Annotated in this window: 12 protein-coding genes; 9 read left to right on the top strand and 3 right to left on the bottom strand. The window is 61.7% G+C overall.

Going from position 1 to position 14,904, the window contains the following annotated elements:
* Positions 1–6 precede the first annotated feature (6 nt).
* Both AC07OT_RS04755 and AC07OT_RS04750 read left to right on the top strand, forming a co-directional pair.
* Positions 7–555 carry a fimbrial protein gene (locus AC07OT_RS04755; protein WP_495107594.1) on the top strand — a complete coding sequence of 183 codons (549 nt, stop codon included), beginning with the start codon at positions 7–9 and terminating at the stop codon, positions 553–555.
* A gap of 112 nt (positions 556–667) precedes the next feature.
* Positions 668–1,624 (top strand): fimbrial protein, encoded by a 957-nt coding sequence (locus AC07OT_RS04750; RefSeq protein ID WP_495107593.1) that lies wholly within the window; start codon positions 668–670, stop codon positions 1,622–1,624.
* 3 nt (positions 1,625–1,627) lie between these two features.
* Here the strand turns inward: AC07OT_RS04750 and AC07OT_RS04745 are convergent, their stop codons facing one another.
* Together AC07OT_RS04745 and AC07OT_RS04740 are read right to left on the bottom strand one after the other, a co-directional pair.
* On the bottom strand, positions 1,628–2,395 hold the full coding sequence (locus AC07OT_RS04745) for a siderophore-interacting protein (protein WP_065938657.1): 768 nt from the start codon (positions 2,393–2,395) through the stop codon (positions 1,628–1,630).
* Positions 2,392–2,940, bottom strand: coding sequence for a PadR family transcriptional regulator (locus AC07OT_RS04740; protein ID WP_065938658.1), 549 nt, complete (start codon positions 2,938–2,940; stop codon positions 2,392–2,394). The genes AC07OT_RS04745 and AC07OT_RS04740 overlap by 4 nt, the downstream gene beginning before the upstream one ends.
* A 520-nt stretch (positions 2,941–3,460) precedes the next feature.
* Between AC07OT_RS04740 and AC07OT_RS04735 the strand changes: the two genes are divergently transcribed.
* From AC07OT_RS04735 to AC07OT_RS04710, 6 genes are all read left to right on the top strand, one after another.
* The gene (locus AC07OT_RS04735) at positions 3,461–3,952 is read left to right on the top strand and encodes a CS1 type fimbrial major subunit (protein ID WP_065938659.1); all 492 of its coding nucleotides are present in this window, start codon (positions 3,461–3,463) and stop codon (positions 3,950–3,952) included.
* Positions 3,953–4,074: 122 nt separating this feature from the next.
* Positions 4,075–6,600, top strand: a complete 2,526-nt coding sequence (locus AC07OT_RS04730) for a CS1-pili formation C-terminal domain-containing protein (RefSeq protein WP_253493426.1) — start codon at positions 4,075–4,077, stop codon at positions 6,598–6,600.
* Positions 6,601–6,626: 26 nt separating this feature from the next.
* Entirely contained in the window at positions 6,627–7,865 is a 1,239-nt protein-coding gene (locus tag AC07OT_RS04725) for a hypothetical protein (protein ID WP_495107592.1), read from the top strand.
* A gap of 15 nt (positions 7,866–7,880) precedes the next feature.
* Positions 7,881–8,621 (top strand): molecular chaperone, encoded by a 741-nt coding sequence (locus AC07OT_RS04720; protein ID WP_115487697.1) that lies wholly within the window; start codon positions 7,881–7,883, stop codon positions 8,619–8,621.
* Entirely contained in the window at positions 8,621–9,151 is a 531-nt protein-coding gene (locus tag AC07OT_RS04715) for a CS1 type fimbrial major subunit (protein WP_223841661.1), read from the top strand. The genes AC07OT_RS04720 and AC07OT_RS04715 overlap by 1 nt, the downstream gene beginning before the upstream one ends.
* Before the next feature lie 20 nt (positions 9,152–9,171).
* A complete protein-coding gene (locus AC07OT_RS04710) occupies positions 9,172–9,912 on the top strand; it encodes a molecular chaperone (protein WP_495107591.1) in 741 nt (246 codons plus the stop codon).
* Here the strand turns inward: AC07OT_RS04710 and AC07OT_RS04705 are convergent.
* Positions 9,909–13,019 carry a transglycosylase domain-containing protein gene (locus AC07OT_RS04705; protein WP_495107590.1) on the bottom strand — a complete coding sequence of 1,037 codons (3,111 nt, stop codon included), beginning with the start codon at positions 13,017–13,019 and terminating at the stop codon, positions 9,909–9,911. The genes AC07OT_RS04710 and AC07OT_RS04705 overlap by 4 nt on opposite strands.
* A 457-nt stretch (positions 13,020–13,476) precedes the next feature.
* Between AC07OT_RS04705 and AC07OT_RS04700 the strand changes: the two genes are divergently transcribed.
* Complete coding sequence (locus tag AC07OT_RS04700) at positions 13,477–14,895, top strand: amino acid permease (RefSeq protein ID WP_495107589.1); 1,419 nt, start codon at positions 13,477–13,479, stop codon at positions 14,893–14,895.
* Positions 14,896–14,904 lie beyond the last annotated feature (9 nt).

Here is a 14,904-nt window from a genome sequence, read left to right as displayed (position 1 = left end):
TTGGATATGGGACATGAAACTGTTCGTAGGGCCAGGCTGTACGCCGTGCTGGCGTGCCTGCCGGCCCTGGGCCTGATCTGCGAAGCACATGCGGCGGATAACCTGAATTTCAAGGGCAACCTGGTTGAAGAAGCCTGCACCATCCGCCCGGGTGACGAGGCCATCAGCCTGGAACTCTGGGACTTGACCAGCAAGCACCTCTACATCAATACGCGTTCGGTGGGCAAAGGTTTCAAGCTGCACCTGGAGGACTGCGACACCACCATCGGCGACACGGTGACCATCACGTTCGGCGGCGTAGAAAACCGGGAGCTTCCAGGGTTGCTCGCACTCGATGGTGGAAGCGGCGCCTCCGGTATCGGGATCGGTATAGAGACGCCGGGTAACAAGCCCTTGCCGCTGAATAAAACCAGCGACGAACAGGTACTGAGTAATGGCAGCAATGTCATCGAACTCAAAGCCTACGTGCAAGGGGAGCCGACGGCCATCAGGGACCAGACCATAGGGCACGGCAGCTATACCGCGACCTCTACTTTTACGCTGGACTATCCGTAATTCACACGCTCAACAACCGGGCGCATACGCATTGGTCTTCAGATCAATCAGGTCTGCACGAACTGATTGTTCACTGGATGGCGCCTGTGTAGATAAGCAACGAGAGATCAACATGAAACGACTATATGACAGCGCCATTGTGCTTCTCCTGCTGATTGGCGTCAGCACGACCGCGCAGGCCGTAGACTGTCGGGTCAATGGTGGTGAGTGGGCGCGCGTCACTCATCTGACCGTCCCCGTAACGGTACGACTTGATACTGATCGCACGAGGATTCTGATGGAAGGTGCTCGGCTCGAGTGTCGGTTTACGGCTGGCGCAGGCCCCGTTTGGGGGGCGGACTATTGGGAAACCGGCAATGCCTCTGGGACACCTTGGACATCCGGCCCCAAGTTCGTCAGTGAACGGAGTGGTTTGCGTATCAATGGCGCTTTCCTCAATACCCCGGTTCCGGCGGGTATACGGGTGGCTACCATGCCCAACAACGGTATTGGCTATCCGATCAATATCACCCCCTACATTCTGGTGCGTCACAGTCCCTCCAATCCGATCGATATACGAACAGGAGATACCCTCGGCCTGTTGCGTCTCACCAGCTCGAACAATTACGACGCGACACGGCCGCAACTCACTGTCACTTATACGGCTGCCAACAACTTCACCATCTCCCCGTCAACCTGCACGATCAACAATAACAACCCGATCGAGATCGACTTCGGCAATGTGCACCAAAGAGCAATAGGTACCGATCCGCTGACCACGACCATCCGCAGCAACCGCCGGCTCACCTATTCATGCCCGGACGGTGGGATTACCACGCCGATCACCATCACCTACAAAGGCACTGCCTCGTCGTTCGACACGCGCCTGCTGCGCATGACCAACCCGGACGTGGGCACCGCCCTGGTTCGTGGCGCAAGCGCGGTTCAAGTCGGTGGTTCATTCCTGACCCAAATCACCAACAGTGTGGGGGGCGACGATGTGACGTTTTCTCTCGTACGGCGTTTCGGTTCACTGCCTGCCGCTGGGGTTGTCAGCGGCAGCGGTGTCCTCGTAATGGGTGTGCCCTGAGGCTTACTCCTCTTCGCTGCCTTCCGCACGCCAGTAACCCACCGCCTTGAGGAACGCCTCATTGACCTTGTGGGTGTCCAGCAGCACCCGGCGGACCTGGCGCGACAGCCTGGTTTCGGTGGCGACAAAGCTGTACAACGAACCGCTCGGCAGCGTCAGTTTCTGCACGGTGTCGAGCAGGTCGTCCTGGCCGCGCACGACCCATTTCACCTCCACATCGGCAGCACTTGCCAGTGCCTGCCGTTCCGCCGCATTGGCGATTTCGATCACCGCCAGCACCTTGCGCCCGGCCGGCAATTCTTCCAGGCGCCGAGCAATGGCCGGGATCGCCGTCTCATCGCCGATCAGCAAATAGCTGTCGAACATATCCGGCACGATCATCGAACCCCGTGGCCCGCCGATGTACAGGTGCTGGCCGACCTTGGCCTGTTCGGCCCAGGTGGAGGCCGGGCCGTCGCCGTGCAGCACGAAGTCGATGTCCAGTTCGCCGATGTCCAGGTCGAAGCGGCGTGGCGTGTAGTCGCGCATCGCCGGTTGCGGGCCGTCGCCCTTGATGTTGAAGGTCGGGCTTTCCAGCGCCGCTTGTTCCGCAGCGTTCTGTGGGAACAGCAGCTTGATGTGATCGTCACTGCCCAAGCTGATAAAACCGGCCAGTTCCGGGCCGCCCAGGGTGATGCGGCGCATGCGCGGGGTGAGGTCGACTACCCGCAATACTTCAAGGCGGCGGCGTTTGATTTCGTGGGTCACGCGGTGGATGGCTTGCGTATTCATTGGGCTGTCCCGTCGGCAATGGCTTGGGCGGCGCCGTTGAGCAGCGCCGCGACACGAACGATTTCTTCCGGGCTCCAGCGCCCGTGGTGCGAATGCAAGGCATGGCGCAGGTTGTGCACGGCCTCGTGGATTTCCGCAGGGCGGTCATGACCGCGCAGCGAGCGTTTGCTCACGTCCATGCGCAGGCGAATGCCGTCGAGGGCCACTGCCTGTTCGCTTAGGAAGAGACGACCGGCCTCGGTGATTGTGTAGCGTTTTTTTCCACCTTCGGCGTCGCCGGCGATCAATTCGCTTTCTTCCAGGAAAGTCAGCGTGGGGTAGATCACCCCGGGGCTGGGGCTGTAGGCGCCGTCGAACAGGGTTTCGATGCGGCGGATCAAGTCATAGCCGTGGCACGGCTGCTCGGCAATCAGCGCGGGCAGCAGCAGTTTCAGATCACCCGGTGCGAAGACACGCGGGCCACGCCCACCGCGTTCGCGGCCGGCGCGCTTTTCAAAGCCATCGTGGCGGTCACCGTGGTCTCGGTGGTGATGAGGGTCTCTCATGATGATGTTCTCCTGTCTGATTTCGATACAACTTAAGATATATCTTACGAAGGATGCAAAATCTTCTGACGAGCGGTGCCGGCAGGCGAGCGCTGCTTCGAAGGGGCGCCACGACTCACAATCCGTTCCGGCGTTACCATCATTTATTTGACAGTTAAATGGCAATTTTATGAATGTGGAATAAACTTATTAAATACGTATTTAGGTGAAACGCTTGAATAGTGGGCGTCTGCAGAGCGTGTAGTTAATGTCTTACAGATAAGAGAATAAATTAAGTAGTGTTGATTACTTTTAAAGGTAATACGTGGGTGACAGTTAATATTCAACTTATTGAATAATATTGTTTTTTTCTGTATTGCCCGGTCGTGATTAATTACGCGCTTAAACGAAAGTGCTGGCATCGCCAAGTGGTTTTTCAAGGGAGTATTTACCGGCGTCGCAAGACACGCACTACGCGTTTTCTTGACGCCAGAGAACACCGCTTCTCAACTAAATACTGATGCCACTACAGGTACTTAAAATGCTTAAGAAGACCGCTTTCGTCCTGCCATTCATCGCATTGGCTTTCGGCTCATCCAGCGTATTCGCTGCCGGCGAAGCCACCAGCGTCATCAACATCAAGGCCACCATTCCTACCAAGCAGTTTCATGTCCAGCCGCGTGATCCCAACTTCGGTCGTGATGAAACCATGGCCTACAACACCGTCAGCGGTGAACTGAGTTCGCTGCGCGCCACCTACGATGTGAAGAACACGGATGGCTCGATCAAGGCCTACATCGAAGGCGGTCCTGCTTCGTTGACCAACGGCACTGCATCGATCGCACTGACCAACACCTTCAACGGTGTGGTGCTGACCGGTTCGCCGCTGGAAGTGGTCGACGACGCCAGTTCCACCCCGGGTACCCAGGCAGATCTGGTCGTGGCCGCAGCCAAGCCGGCGGATGGCATCTCCGGCCTCTTCACCACTAACTACACCATCGTGTTTGACCACGAGCCACGCGTTACTCCGTAACGCCAAGCCCGTTGACTCAATAAGCAGCGGCTTATTGTTGGGTAGCGGTACCGGTCGGCAGGCAGCATTTGTCGGTCGATCGGTCTCCCTGTTTTGACGTCCGAATCCAGAGTATTCCGTTCATGTTCCCGATGACTCCCATCGCGGCAGCGCTCGCCCTGTTGTTTTGTGCGGGCGCGTTGGCGGCAGGTACCGCCGACGGTACAACCCCTCGTAGTTTGCTTTCCCAGGCCAAGGGATTGCCGGCGGATTTTGAAGAGCATTTTTTCGACGTGCCGCTGGCCGTCAGGGTTGAGCTGGATCAGGAGTTTGTTTCCGAGGCGATGATTGTCCTGACCCGCGATGACCGCCTGACCCTGCTCGACTTTACCGACCACGACGGCAGCGTGATCAAGGATGAGGAACGCGATCAGTGGGCCGATTACCTCAAGCAGGGGGTGGCCCTGGGGACCTGCGCCAGCAACTGCCCGGACGGACTCATGGCCGTGCACTACAACCTGGAAAACTCCACGGTGTCGCTGCTGACCGAGAACGCCGAGCGTGATGAGCAGGCGCAGCGCTACTACTTCCTGCCCACCGGCGGCAGCACCGGCCTGATCGTACGCAACCAATTGAACCTCAGCGGCGGCGAAGGCCAGGACCTGGGCGGGCGCTTCGGCATTGACGCCAGCAGCAGCCTGGGCCTGTGGAGCCAGACCCTGAACATGCAGTTCTCGCGCCTCGGCGGTCCTGATGACGACGACCTCAACCACGCGGTGTATGCGCTCTATACCCAGCGCGAGTTGCAGGGCAACTTCCTGCGCCTGGGCTACTTCACCCCCAACGCCGAAGGCCTGACCCGCCAGCTGCGCACCTTCGGCGCCAGCCCGGACACTGCGGTCGGCGTGATGTACGGCAGTTCCGACAGCCTGGTGATCAACAATTCCAAACCGGCGGTCTACCCGATCTATGTCACCGCCAGCCGCCAGGCATCGGTGGAGATTTACCGCAACGGCCTGCTGATCAACACCCAGCCGGTCGGCAGTGGCCTGCACAGCCTGGACACCCGACCACTGCCCGGCGGCATCTATGAAGTGGAAGTGCGCCTGGTGGAAGACGGCCAGATCACCAGCACTACCCAGGAGCTGGTGTACAAGCCCAACAACTGGCGCAACCACGACGAGCGTTGGCGCTACAACCTGTTCGCCGGCCAGGAAAGCAAACTGCTGAGTAATTTCGACGAACAAAGCAGCGGCAGTCCGACTGCCGGCGTCTCCCTCAATTACCTGGCGCATCCCCGTGTGGTGCTGGGTGTATCCGGGCGCCAGGTCAAGGACAACATGCAGTACGGCTCCTCGATCGACTGGACCCTGGCCGATCAGGCCAGCCTGTACGCCAACGTGTACTGGACGGAAAAGTACGGCACCGGCCTCGACCTCAACGGCTTATACAACTACGGCCTGGGCAGCGTGGTGTTCAACCACACCCGCAGCTGGCTCGACACCCGCAACACCTACGAAACCCTGCCCGATGGCACGCGTATTCGCCAGCGCGACATCTTTGTCGGCCAGACCAGCAGTTCGTCGATTTCGGTCAACCATCGCCTGAGCAACTTGCGTTCGATCAACGGCCGGCTGTTCTACAGCGAGGGCAATAACGAAGGCGTCGGCCTGGACCTGGGCTGGACCGAGCGCACCCACCTGTTCGGCAACGACGCGAATTGGCGGCTGTCGGTGTTCGACCGGCCCGCCAGCGCCAGCACGGGCGACCGGCGCAACCGCGGGGTCGACCTGAGCGTCAGCCTGGCCCTTGGCGCGCCGGGCGAGCAATGGTCCGCCAGTATCGGCACGCGGACTTCCCGCGACGGGACCCGTGACAACAATGCCTCGCTGACCTACCGCAAGGACCTGCAGGACCACCTGCTGCAAAGCGTGTCCGCCACGGCAACCACCGATACCTACGGCGTCGGTTTGTCCGGCATGGCCAGTTTCGAAAACGAGTTTGTCAGTGGTGACGGCTATGCCCAACGCTCGTCGTTCAACAACGAGTTGTCCGGCGGCCTCAACCTGGACAGCACCTTCGCCCTGGGCCAGCAGAAGATGGTGCTCACCAGCCAGTACCACGGCACCGGTTCCGGCCTGATCGTGGACGTGGAGACCGACGTCGATGACATAGCCCTGCGCGCCGACGACCTGAGCGGCGGCAGCACGGCCCTGCGCCCCGGCCGCAACTTCATCCCGATCACCGCCTACAAGGGCAGCTCGGTGAGCTTCGACTTCGAAGGCAACCATGCACCCTCGGCCACGATCCAGCCGCCGCGCACGCGCTACCACTTGAACAAGGGGGGCGTGGAGTATCGCAAGATCAGTGTGATGCAAACCGTGACCGTGCTCGGTCGCCTGGTGGACCCCCAGGGCAAACCGCTCAAGGGCTTGCACGTGATCAATCACGCCACCCGTGGGGTGAGCGAGGTCGACGGCTTCTTCTCGCTGGAAATGAACGCCAGTTCACCCACCCTGGAAGTGCGTCGCAACAACCAGTTGCTCTGCCAGTTCCGGCTAGACCCCTCCAAGGCGCGCAGCGAAAACAGCGTGCTGATGATCGGTGACTTGCGTTGCACGCCGGATACGTTGGCCGACACCACCACCGCCGAACAGATTGCCGGTTGAACATGATGACGAGACTAAGCAACGTTATGAAAACCCCCAGCGCCCGCGCGCCTCAACGTTTCGCCCTGGGCCTGGCCGTCCTGCTGTGTGGCGCGGCTGCAACGGCCGACGAAAACATCACCGCGCGGTTCCGCCCCGACCCCTCCAACCCCATGGTGAACAAATTCGAAAACACCACGCCGATCAGCTCGATCTGCGCCGCGCATATTCCGGCGCGTTGCAAGGCGTTGGGTATTTTCAGCCTGCGGGACACCAACTTCACGGCGCTGTCCCTTGCGCCAATCAAGGCCAACCATGAGGACGAGCGCCAGGGCTTCATGGTCAAGGTGCCCTCCGATTGGCGTGACTTGACGGTGACGCATGTCACCACCCAGGAGACCGAGACCGTCCAACTGCGGATCGCCGGTATCGGCTCGCTTTGGTATGTGCCTCGTCCGCCAGGCGTGTCAGCCTGGGGCATGCCAGGGGTTCACTGGGCACTCCAATGGAGGAGGGCGCCCGCACCGTGTGTGAGCACCAGCCATCTTGCCGCCGGCGTCTCGTTCGCCTCGTACTTCTGGCTGACACCCGAGGGAGCGGGGCCATGCAGTCGGCAGCCCTCCGTGGACCTGGCGAGCCTGCGCTTCAATACCATGGAGTATGCCTACGAACTGCGCACCCCCAACCCCTTGGGCATGTCCAGCGGGCAATACACCGGCAGCATCACCTACACCATGGGCCCTGGCGGCGATTACGATTTCGGCGACGTCATGATGCCCTCCAAGAACGCCCTCACGTTCAACTTCACCTTGAGCGTGGAGCACGACCTCAAGGTCGAAGTACCACCGGGGGGCAATCGCATTGAACTGGTGCCCCAGGGCGGCTGGCAGGCCTGGCTGAACCAGGGCCGCAAACCTGCGCGCCTGTTCCGTGACCAGACCTTCAGTATCTCTGCCTCGTCGCGCTTCAAGATGCAGTTGGGCTGCGAGCGAACGATGGGGGATACCTGCGCCTTGAGAAACGCTACCGACGGCCACGCAGTGCCGGTGGATGTCAGCGTCAGCCTGCCCCATGGCTTGAGCGGCATGGACGGTGCGCCGGTGAATCGCCAGCCGCTGCTGCTGAGCGGTGCCGGTACCGAGTCATTTCAACCGGGGTTCTATGTCAACCGACGGCCCGGCACCTTGCACTTCGAGGTCAAGAAGGACTACGCCGAACAGATGCTCGAACGGGGAGGCAGCACCTACTCAGGCCAGGTCACGGTGGTCTGGGATTCGGAACTCTAACGAGGATTTATGGCGATGAAACATCTGTTGGCGCTGTGTGCGCTGTGCTGGTTGCCGTTGTCGGCGCCAGCGGCTCCCAACATCAACGTCGGGGTGTTCTATGACTACCTCGACGGTGACAAAAGTACCTACCTGAAACGGATATTCAACGGTGGCGACAGTACGGCGTTCATCAAGGTCTCGGTGATGGAGATCCTCTACAACGCCGATGGCAGCGCCGAGGAGGTCGAGCTCAAGAACACCCCCGGCAACTCCGCGCGCGATGGCCTGATGGCCACGCCGGCCCGCCTGATCGTGCCGCCCGATGGCATGCAGGGCACACGCCTGTTGTACCTGGGCGAGCGGCAAAAAGAGCGTTATTTCCGCCTGCGTTTCGTGCCCGTGATGCCCGAGCCCGAGGACGATTTCGTGGTCTCCAGCGAAGAGCGCGAGGCCTACAAGAACCAACTGTCAGCTGGGGTCACGGTGCTGGCGGGGTTCGGCACGGTGTTTTTCGTGCGGCCCAAGGACACCCGCTTCGCCACCCGCATCGATGAGCAGCCGGTTGAATACGGGCTGCATAACGACGGCAACAGCGTGGTGGTGGTCGATGAGTTCAAGGACTGCGCCAGTGGCGATAGCCAGGACTGCCTGCCCGTCACCAAGCATCACATCCTGCCGGGGCGTGCCTTCAGCTTTGCCAGGCAGGCCGGGCGTACCTACCGCTTCACCCTGATCGAGGGCAGCGAAAAAAAACCATATGAGGTCAAAGGCTGATGGTCAGTGAAATAGCCCCAGGGGGCGCGCGCCAGTCGTGCAGACATTGCAAACTCGTGTTGGCGGCGCTGCTGCTGATGGTGGGCGCATTGCTGAGTACCCAGGCCTTGGCGATCCGTGAAGAGCAGGTGTTCGATGTGTCCGTGACCATCCCGACCGCAGACTTTTACGTCCTGCCGATCAACCCCGGGTTCCTGGAGCGCGAGCAAAAAATGGTCTGGGACCTGGTACCCGGGCGCCTGCGCCCGCTGCGCGAGCACTTCGACGTGAAGAGCTCCGCCGGCGGCATCAACGCCCGCTTGGGCGCGCTGCCCACGCTGTTCAATGGCGGGCGCACCTATATCGACCTGAACGTCACCTTCAACGGCCAGGTGCTGGGACTCGATGACACCCTGGTGGTGCCGCACGACGAGGCGCGCCAGGGCAAGCGCGTGCTGCTGGATATCTCGGCGGTCGAGCCGGCGGATGGTTTTACCCCAGGTGAGTACTACGGCAGCGTCGAGCTGCTGTTCGATGCGGTACGGCCGTGATGATGGGCAGAGGAGTAGTTATGAAGGCTTTATATGCAATGCTGGGTTTGATCCTGTGTTCACTCAATGCCCAGGCCGGGCCGAACATCAACGTCGGTGACTTCTACGATTACTTGCGCGGCGATAAAAGCACCTACCTTAAGCGGGTATTCAATGGCGGCACCAAGACGGCCTTCGTCAAGGTCAATGTCACCGAGATGCTCTACAAGCCCGACGGCAGCTACGACGAGGTGCCGCTCAAGCTCGAAGCCGATGGCAGCGTGCGCAACGGCCTGGTGGCCAGCCCGGCGCGGCTGATCGTGCCGGCGGACGGCATGCAGAGCACGCGCTTTGTGTTTATCGGCGATCGCGAGCGCGAGCGCTACTTCCGGGTACGCTACCTGCCGGTCGCGCCCGAGACCGAAGACGGCTTTGGCCTCAGCGACGAAGAGCGCAAAGCCTACGAAGAGACCTTGGTCGGAGGCGTGCAGGTGATGGCCGGCTACGGCACGGTGTTCTTCGTGCGGCCCAAGGACAGCCGCTTCGACACCCGGGTCGAAAACGGCGGGCAGCGTTACACCTTGCGCAATGCCGGCAACACCGTGGTGGTGGTGGATGAGTTCAAGGATTGCGCGGCAAAGGACCGTACATCCTGCGCCCCGACCACCAAGAACCATATCTTCCCTGGCCGGGTGTTCAGCTTTGAAAAACAGCCCGGGCGGACGTATCGGTTCTATCTGGTGGAGGACACCTCCGAACGCATCATCGAAATCAACGGTTAGTCTGTTGAGGTCACGGTACGAGGCGGGTTGCACAGGGTATGGCCGCCCGGTTGCAGGTACGGCATCAGCACCGGCGCCATGCCCTTGAGCACCTGCACCGGCAGCGCCGAGGTAAAGGTGAAATTCTGCGCGCCGCTGCCGGGCACGAAGGCCGTCAGCGTGCCGAAATGCCGGTCGCCGATATAGAACACAAAGGTCGCGGTACGGTTGATCGCCTTGGAGCTGAGGATGCGCCCACCGGCACCGATGGCTTCGATGCGATTGTCCCCGGTGCCGGTCTTGCCGCCCATGGCCAGCGGTGTGCCGTCGGGCAACTTGAAGCTGCCCGACACGCGTTTGGCCGTGCCCGCATCCACCACCTGGGACAACGCACCGCGCAAGGCGGTGGCGACTTCGCTGGGCATCACCCGCTTGCCTTTGTCGGGGTTGTTCACCAGGCGGGTTTCATAGGGCGTGTCGACGGCAAAGTGCAGGCTGTCGATGCGCAGCGTCGGCTCGCGTACGCCGTCGTTGAGGATCGTGCCCACCAGTTCCGCCAGCGCCGCCGGGCGGTCCCCCGAGCTGCCGATGGCCGTGGCCAGGGACGGCACCAGGTGGTCGAACGGGTAGCCCACCGCCTGCCAGCGCTGGTGAATATCCAGGAACGCCTCGACCTCCAGCATGGTGCGGATACGACTGTCGCGGGCGCTCTTGTGGCGGCTCTTGAACAGCCAGCCATAGACTTCCTGGCGCTCATGCTCGCTGGCGGCGACGGCCTGGGTGAAGGTGGCGTCGGGGTGGTTCAACAGGTAGCCGAGCAGCCACAGGTCCAGGGGGTGGACCTTGGCGATATAGCCTTGGTCCGGTAGGTCGTAGGCACCGGGGCCGTAGTCTGTGTAGAGCTTGGCCAGGCGTTCGTCGGTCAGTTTTTCTGTGGCTTTGGCGCCGGTCAGGTGCGAGCGCACAAAGCTGTTGAAACTCGCCTGGCTGGCCTGGGGCAACAGGTAGCGGTGCACGGCGGCCAGGCGGATGGCGGTGGGGTGCAGGCTGTCGAGAAAGGTGGCGAGCCGCGCCTGGGTGTCCTTGTTGCGGTACTTTTTCCAGAAGCGCAGCAGGAAGGTCGTGCCTTCGCGGTCGGCGAACTGGGCCAGGTATTCCTGGCGCCGTGGGTTGCTGTCGTCCTTGAGCAACTCGGCACTGTTGTTGTCTGCGTGATAGGTGCTGTAGCGCACCAAGTCACGCATCAGGCGAATAAATGGCAGGTTGATCGACTCACGCAGAGCGTCGCGCAATGTCGGGTTGCGGCCGTTGTCTTCATTGCGAAAGTTATGGAAGCGATGCAGGCCGCCGCCGGTAAAGAAGCTCTCGCCGGGGCTGGCGGAATACGGCCGGTCGAGCGCGGCCTCGAGCATCTTCGACAGGCTCTTGTCGCTGTTTTGCGCCAGGTAATCCACGGCCCAGCGCGACAGGCGATCCTGCTCATCGATATCGACTTTTCTCAGCGCAGCCGGTGTCTGGCCGGCGTAGCGCTGGTGCAGTTCGCTGATGATTTGCAGGTAGGTGGTGAGCACCCGCAGCTTGGCGGTGGAGCCCAGTTCCAGCTTGCTGCTCTCGTTGATATCGAAGGGCTGGTCGGTGTTGTCGGTCTGCACCCGGACCCGCGCGCCGTCGCCGGTCATCTCGTACAGCGTGAAGCTGTAGCGCACTTGCGCGGTGCTGGCGGGCGTCAGCAGGCGCGGGCCGAGCAGGCCGAGTTGCCCGGCAAAGGCCGGATCGGCCAGGTGCTTGAGGTAGGCCGTGGCCTGGGTTTGCAGCTCATTGTGCAAGGTGCTGGTGGCGGACAGGTCGAGGCGATCCAGGTCATACAGCGGGCGGTTGAGCAGGGCGGCCAGGCGGCTGCGGGCCATGCTGATGCCTTTGTTGGTGTCAATCGCTTGGAGCGTCGGCTGTTGCTGCCAGTCGCGGTAACTCACTGTGCTGGTCAGGGCGGCCCTTGCCAGGGCAGGGTCGATGATCCCGTCCTGCTCCAGCAGGCGGAGGTGGCTGTCGGTCAGGTTCGAAAGTTCCGCGTGGCCTTTGGACAGGTAATGGGAAGGCCGGCGCTGGGCGATCATCAACGACAACACTTCGCGCAGGGCCAGGCCCTTTTGCGCGAGGTCCTGCGGGCTGGTGTCGGCGAGCAACGCGTTGGTGCGGTCGAAGTCGGCTCCGTACCACACGCGCAACCCTTCGGCCATGCCATGCACTTCGCCGTGACCGGGTACGGCGGACAACGGCACGCTGTTGAGGTAGTCGCGCACGATGTCCTGGCGCGCCTGCAAGGTCTGCGGGCCATCCCGATAGGCGCGCACGCTGGCGGAAAACATCTGGCGCAGTTTCTCGCCGCCGGACAGCGTCAGCCCATCAGGGGAGTGGCGGTATTTTTCCAGCTGGGTGGCCAGGGTACTGCCGCCGGCGGTCTGCCCGGGCAAGTGCAACAGCTTGGCAACTTGCGACCACGCCGCCCTGGCGAAGCGCGGCCAGTCCACCGCCGGGTTGGCCTGGGGCTGGGCCGGGTCGAGTAAATCGCGGTTCTCGATGAACAGCAGGCTGTTGACCACCACCGGCGGGATCGCGTCGAAACGCTGGTAGGACTGCTGTGGGTAGGTGAACCGGTACAACGGCTCGGCGCGGCAATCGCTGATCGACAAACCGGCCTGGATTTTCTCCCCATAGGGCACGAACAGGCCGCGCTCGGCATAGGTCATCAGGGGGGCGGAGAAGCGCACCTGGCTCTGGACCAGGTAGTTGCGCTTGAGCAGGCGCGGCAGGAATTCATCCAGGTCGCTGTAACCCAGGCGCTTGTCGAAAGGCCCGTCACCGGGATAGACCACGGCATCGCTGGGGCCGGGTTCGATCCGGTAGTTCAAGGTGGCGGCCAGGCGGCTCAATTCCCGGGCCTGCCAATGGGACGTGCGCATTTCGCGCTGGGCGGCGAATCCGGCGGCGATCAGGCCGATCACCAGCAACAGCCACGCCATTCGCCACCGGTACAGCCGTTTGCGGGAGCGTCGTGGCAATGGCTGTTCGTCCATGCTGTCGGTGGGAGCCGCAGCCTTGGTTGAATCGGTTTGCCATAAAGCGCCCATAGTCGATTGATCCATCCCGGCAGATTGATCGGACTTGATTCAAGCGTAGACGCTGATTGGCACCGTCGAGAAATTTGTCGGCGTGCGGGCGACCGCGTGCAACCCCTGGAGATTCGTCGCGGCGAAATCAGCCTGCCCATGGCCCGCACGCTGTTCTTCGACGCGCCGATGCGTGCGCCGCCAGGGTCAGTACGCAGGGCAATGGGCTTAAGCCGCGCACCATCTCCGTGCGATACTCCCACCGCACAATCGGAATTTTCCGGGAGTTCCCGCTGAATATTGCCGTTTATAGAGTGAAAATCACTGGGTTGAGCTTTTTATACTGCACCCCCCTGATCTGGCCCGGCCAGACCGGTTGACCCAAAAGGTCCACTGGAGACGGCATGCCATGGCTGACCCGCCGTGGCGTGCCGGACTCGGAGGCTCATATCCAATAACAAGACGAGGTTGTATCCCTATGCCAGTCGGCAACCACCTGCCCCATGGCGAGACCGCTTCGGGCGGCCCGCTCAAACGCGAACTGGGCGAACGGCATATCCGCCTGATGGCGCTCGGCGCCTGTATCGGTGTCGGGCTGTTCCTCGGCTCGGCCAAGGCCATCGAAATGGCCGGTCCGGCCATCATGCTCTCCTACATCATCGGTGGCCTGGCCATCCTGGTGATCATGCGTGCCCTCGGCGAAATGGCCGTGCACAACCCGGTCGCCGGCTCGTTCAGCCGCTATGCCCAGGATTACCTCGGTCCGTTGGCGGGCTTCCTGACCGGCTGGAACTATTGGTTCCTGTGGCTGGTGACCTGCGTGGCGGAGATCACCGCGGTGGCGGTGTACATGGGCGTGTGGTTCCCCGATACGCCGCGCTGGATCTGGGCCCTGGCAGCCCTGATCAGCATGGGCACCATCAACCTGATCGCGGTGAAGGCCTTCGGTGAGTTCGAATTCTGGTTCGCGCTGATCAAGATCGTCACCATCATTGCCATGGTGATCGGCGGCGTCGGCATCATTGCCTTCGGCTTTGGGAACGACGGCGTGGCCCTAGGGATTTCCAACCTGTGGAGCCACGGCGGCTTTATGCCCAATGGCGTCCAGGGCGTGTTGATGTCCCTGCAAATGGTGATGTTCGCCTACCTGGGCGTGGAGATGATCGGCCTCACCGCCGGGGAAGCGAAGAACCCGCAGAAGACCATTCCCCGCGCCATCGGCTCGGTGTTCTGGCGCATTTTGCTGTTCTACGTGGGCGCGTTGTTCGTGATCCTGTCGATCTACCCGTGGAATGAAATCGGCACCCAGGGCAGCCCGTTCGTGATGACCTTCGAGCGCCTGGGCATCAAGACCGCCGCCGGCATCATCAACTTCGTGGTGATCACTGCGGCACTGTCGTCGTGCAACGGCGGCATCTTCAGCACCGGGCGCATGCTCTACAGCCTGGCGCAGAACGGCCAGGCACCGGCCGCGTTCGGTACCACCTCGAGCAACGGCGTACCGCGCAAGGCGCTGCTGTTGTCGATCTTCGCCTTGCTGCTGGGCGTGCTGCTCAACTACCTGGTACCGGAGAAAGTCTTCGTCTGGGTCACGTCCATCGCCACCTTCGGCGCGATCTGGACGTGGGTCATGATCCTGCTGGCCCAGCTCAAGTTCCGCAGGAGCCTGAGCCCGGCCGAACAGAAAGCCCTCAAGTACCGCATGTGGCTGTACCCGCTCAGTTCGTACCTGGCCCTGGGGTTCCTGGTGCTGGTGGTGGGCCTGATGGCGTACTTCCCGGATACCCGCGTGGCACTGTATGTGGGGCCGGCCTTCCTGGTGCTGCTGACCGTGTTGTTCTACGTGTTCAAGCTGCAGCCGACCCCGGTCGTCCAGGGTTCACAGCCGTCGGCGTGATCCCTTGAG

This window comes from Pseudomonas sp. GW821-FHT09C10 (assembly GCF_059418085.1).
Note: the sequence above shows the minus strand (reverse complement) of the source record. Positions and strands in the feature narration are given on the sequence as shown.

What these genes read in the sequence shown, in the direction of transcription:
- AC07OT_RS04755 (WP_495107594.1), top strand. Translation starts at nt 7, where the DNA reads ATGGGACATGAAACTGTTCGTAGGGCCAGGCTGTACGCCGTGCTGGCG.
- AC07OT_RS04750 (WP_495107593.1), top strand. Translation starts at nt 668, where the DNA reads ATGAAACGACTATATGACAGCGCCATTGTGCTTCTCCTGCTGATTGGC.
- AC07OT_RS04745 (WP_065938657.1), bottom strand. Translation starts at nt 2,395, where the DNA reads ATGAATACGCAAGCCATCCACCGCGTGACCCACGAAATCAAACGCCGC.
- AC07OT_RS04740 (WP_065938658.1), bottom strand. Translation starts at nt 2,940, where the DNA reads ATGAGAGACCCTCATCACCACCGAGACCACGGTGACCGCCACGATGGC.
- AC07OT_RS04735 (WP_065938659.1), top strand. Translation starts at nt 3,461, where the DNA reads ATGCTTAAGAAGACCGCTTTCGTCCTGCCATTCATCGCATTGGCTTTC.
- AC07OT_RS04730 (WP_253493426.1), top strand. Translation starts at nt 4,075, where the DNA reads ATGTTCCCGATGACTCCCATCGCGGCAGCGCTCGCCCTGTTGTTTTGT.
- AC07OT_RS04725 (WP_495107592.1), top strand. Translation starts at nt 6,627, where the DNA reads ATGAAAACCCCCAGCGCCCGCGCGCCTCAACGTTTCGCCCTGGGCCTG.
- AC07OT_RS04720 (WP_115487697.1), top strand. Translation starts at nt 7,881, where the DNA reads ATGAAACATCTGTTGGCGCTGTGTGCGCTGTGCTGGTTGCCGTTGTCG.
- AC07OT_RS04715 (WP_223841661.1), top strand. Translation starts at nt 8,621, where the DNA reads ATGGTCAGTGAAATAGCCCCAGGGGGCGCGCGCCAGTCGTGCAGACAT.
- AC07OT_RS04710 (WP_495107591.1), top strand. Translation starts at nt 9,172, where the DNA reads ATGAAGGCTTTATATGCAATGCTGGGTTTGATCCTGTGTTCACTCAAT.
- AC07OT_RS04705 (WP_495107590.1), bottom strand. Translation starts at nt 13,019, where the DNA reads ATGGGCGCTTTATGGCAAACCGATTCAACCAAGGCTGCGGCTCCCACC.
- AC07OT_RS04700 (WP_495107589.1), top strand. Translation starts at nt 13,477, where the DNA reads ATGCCAGTCGGCAACCACCTGCCCCATGGCGAGACCGCTTCGGGCGGC.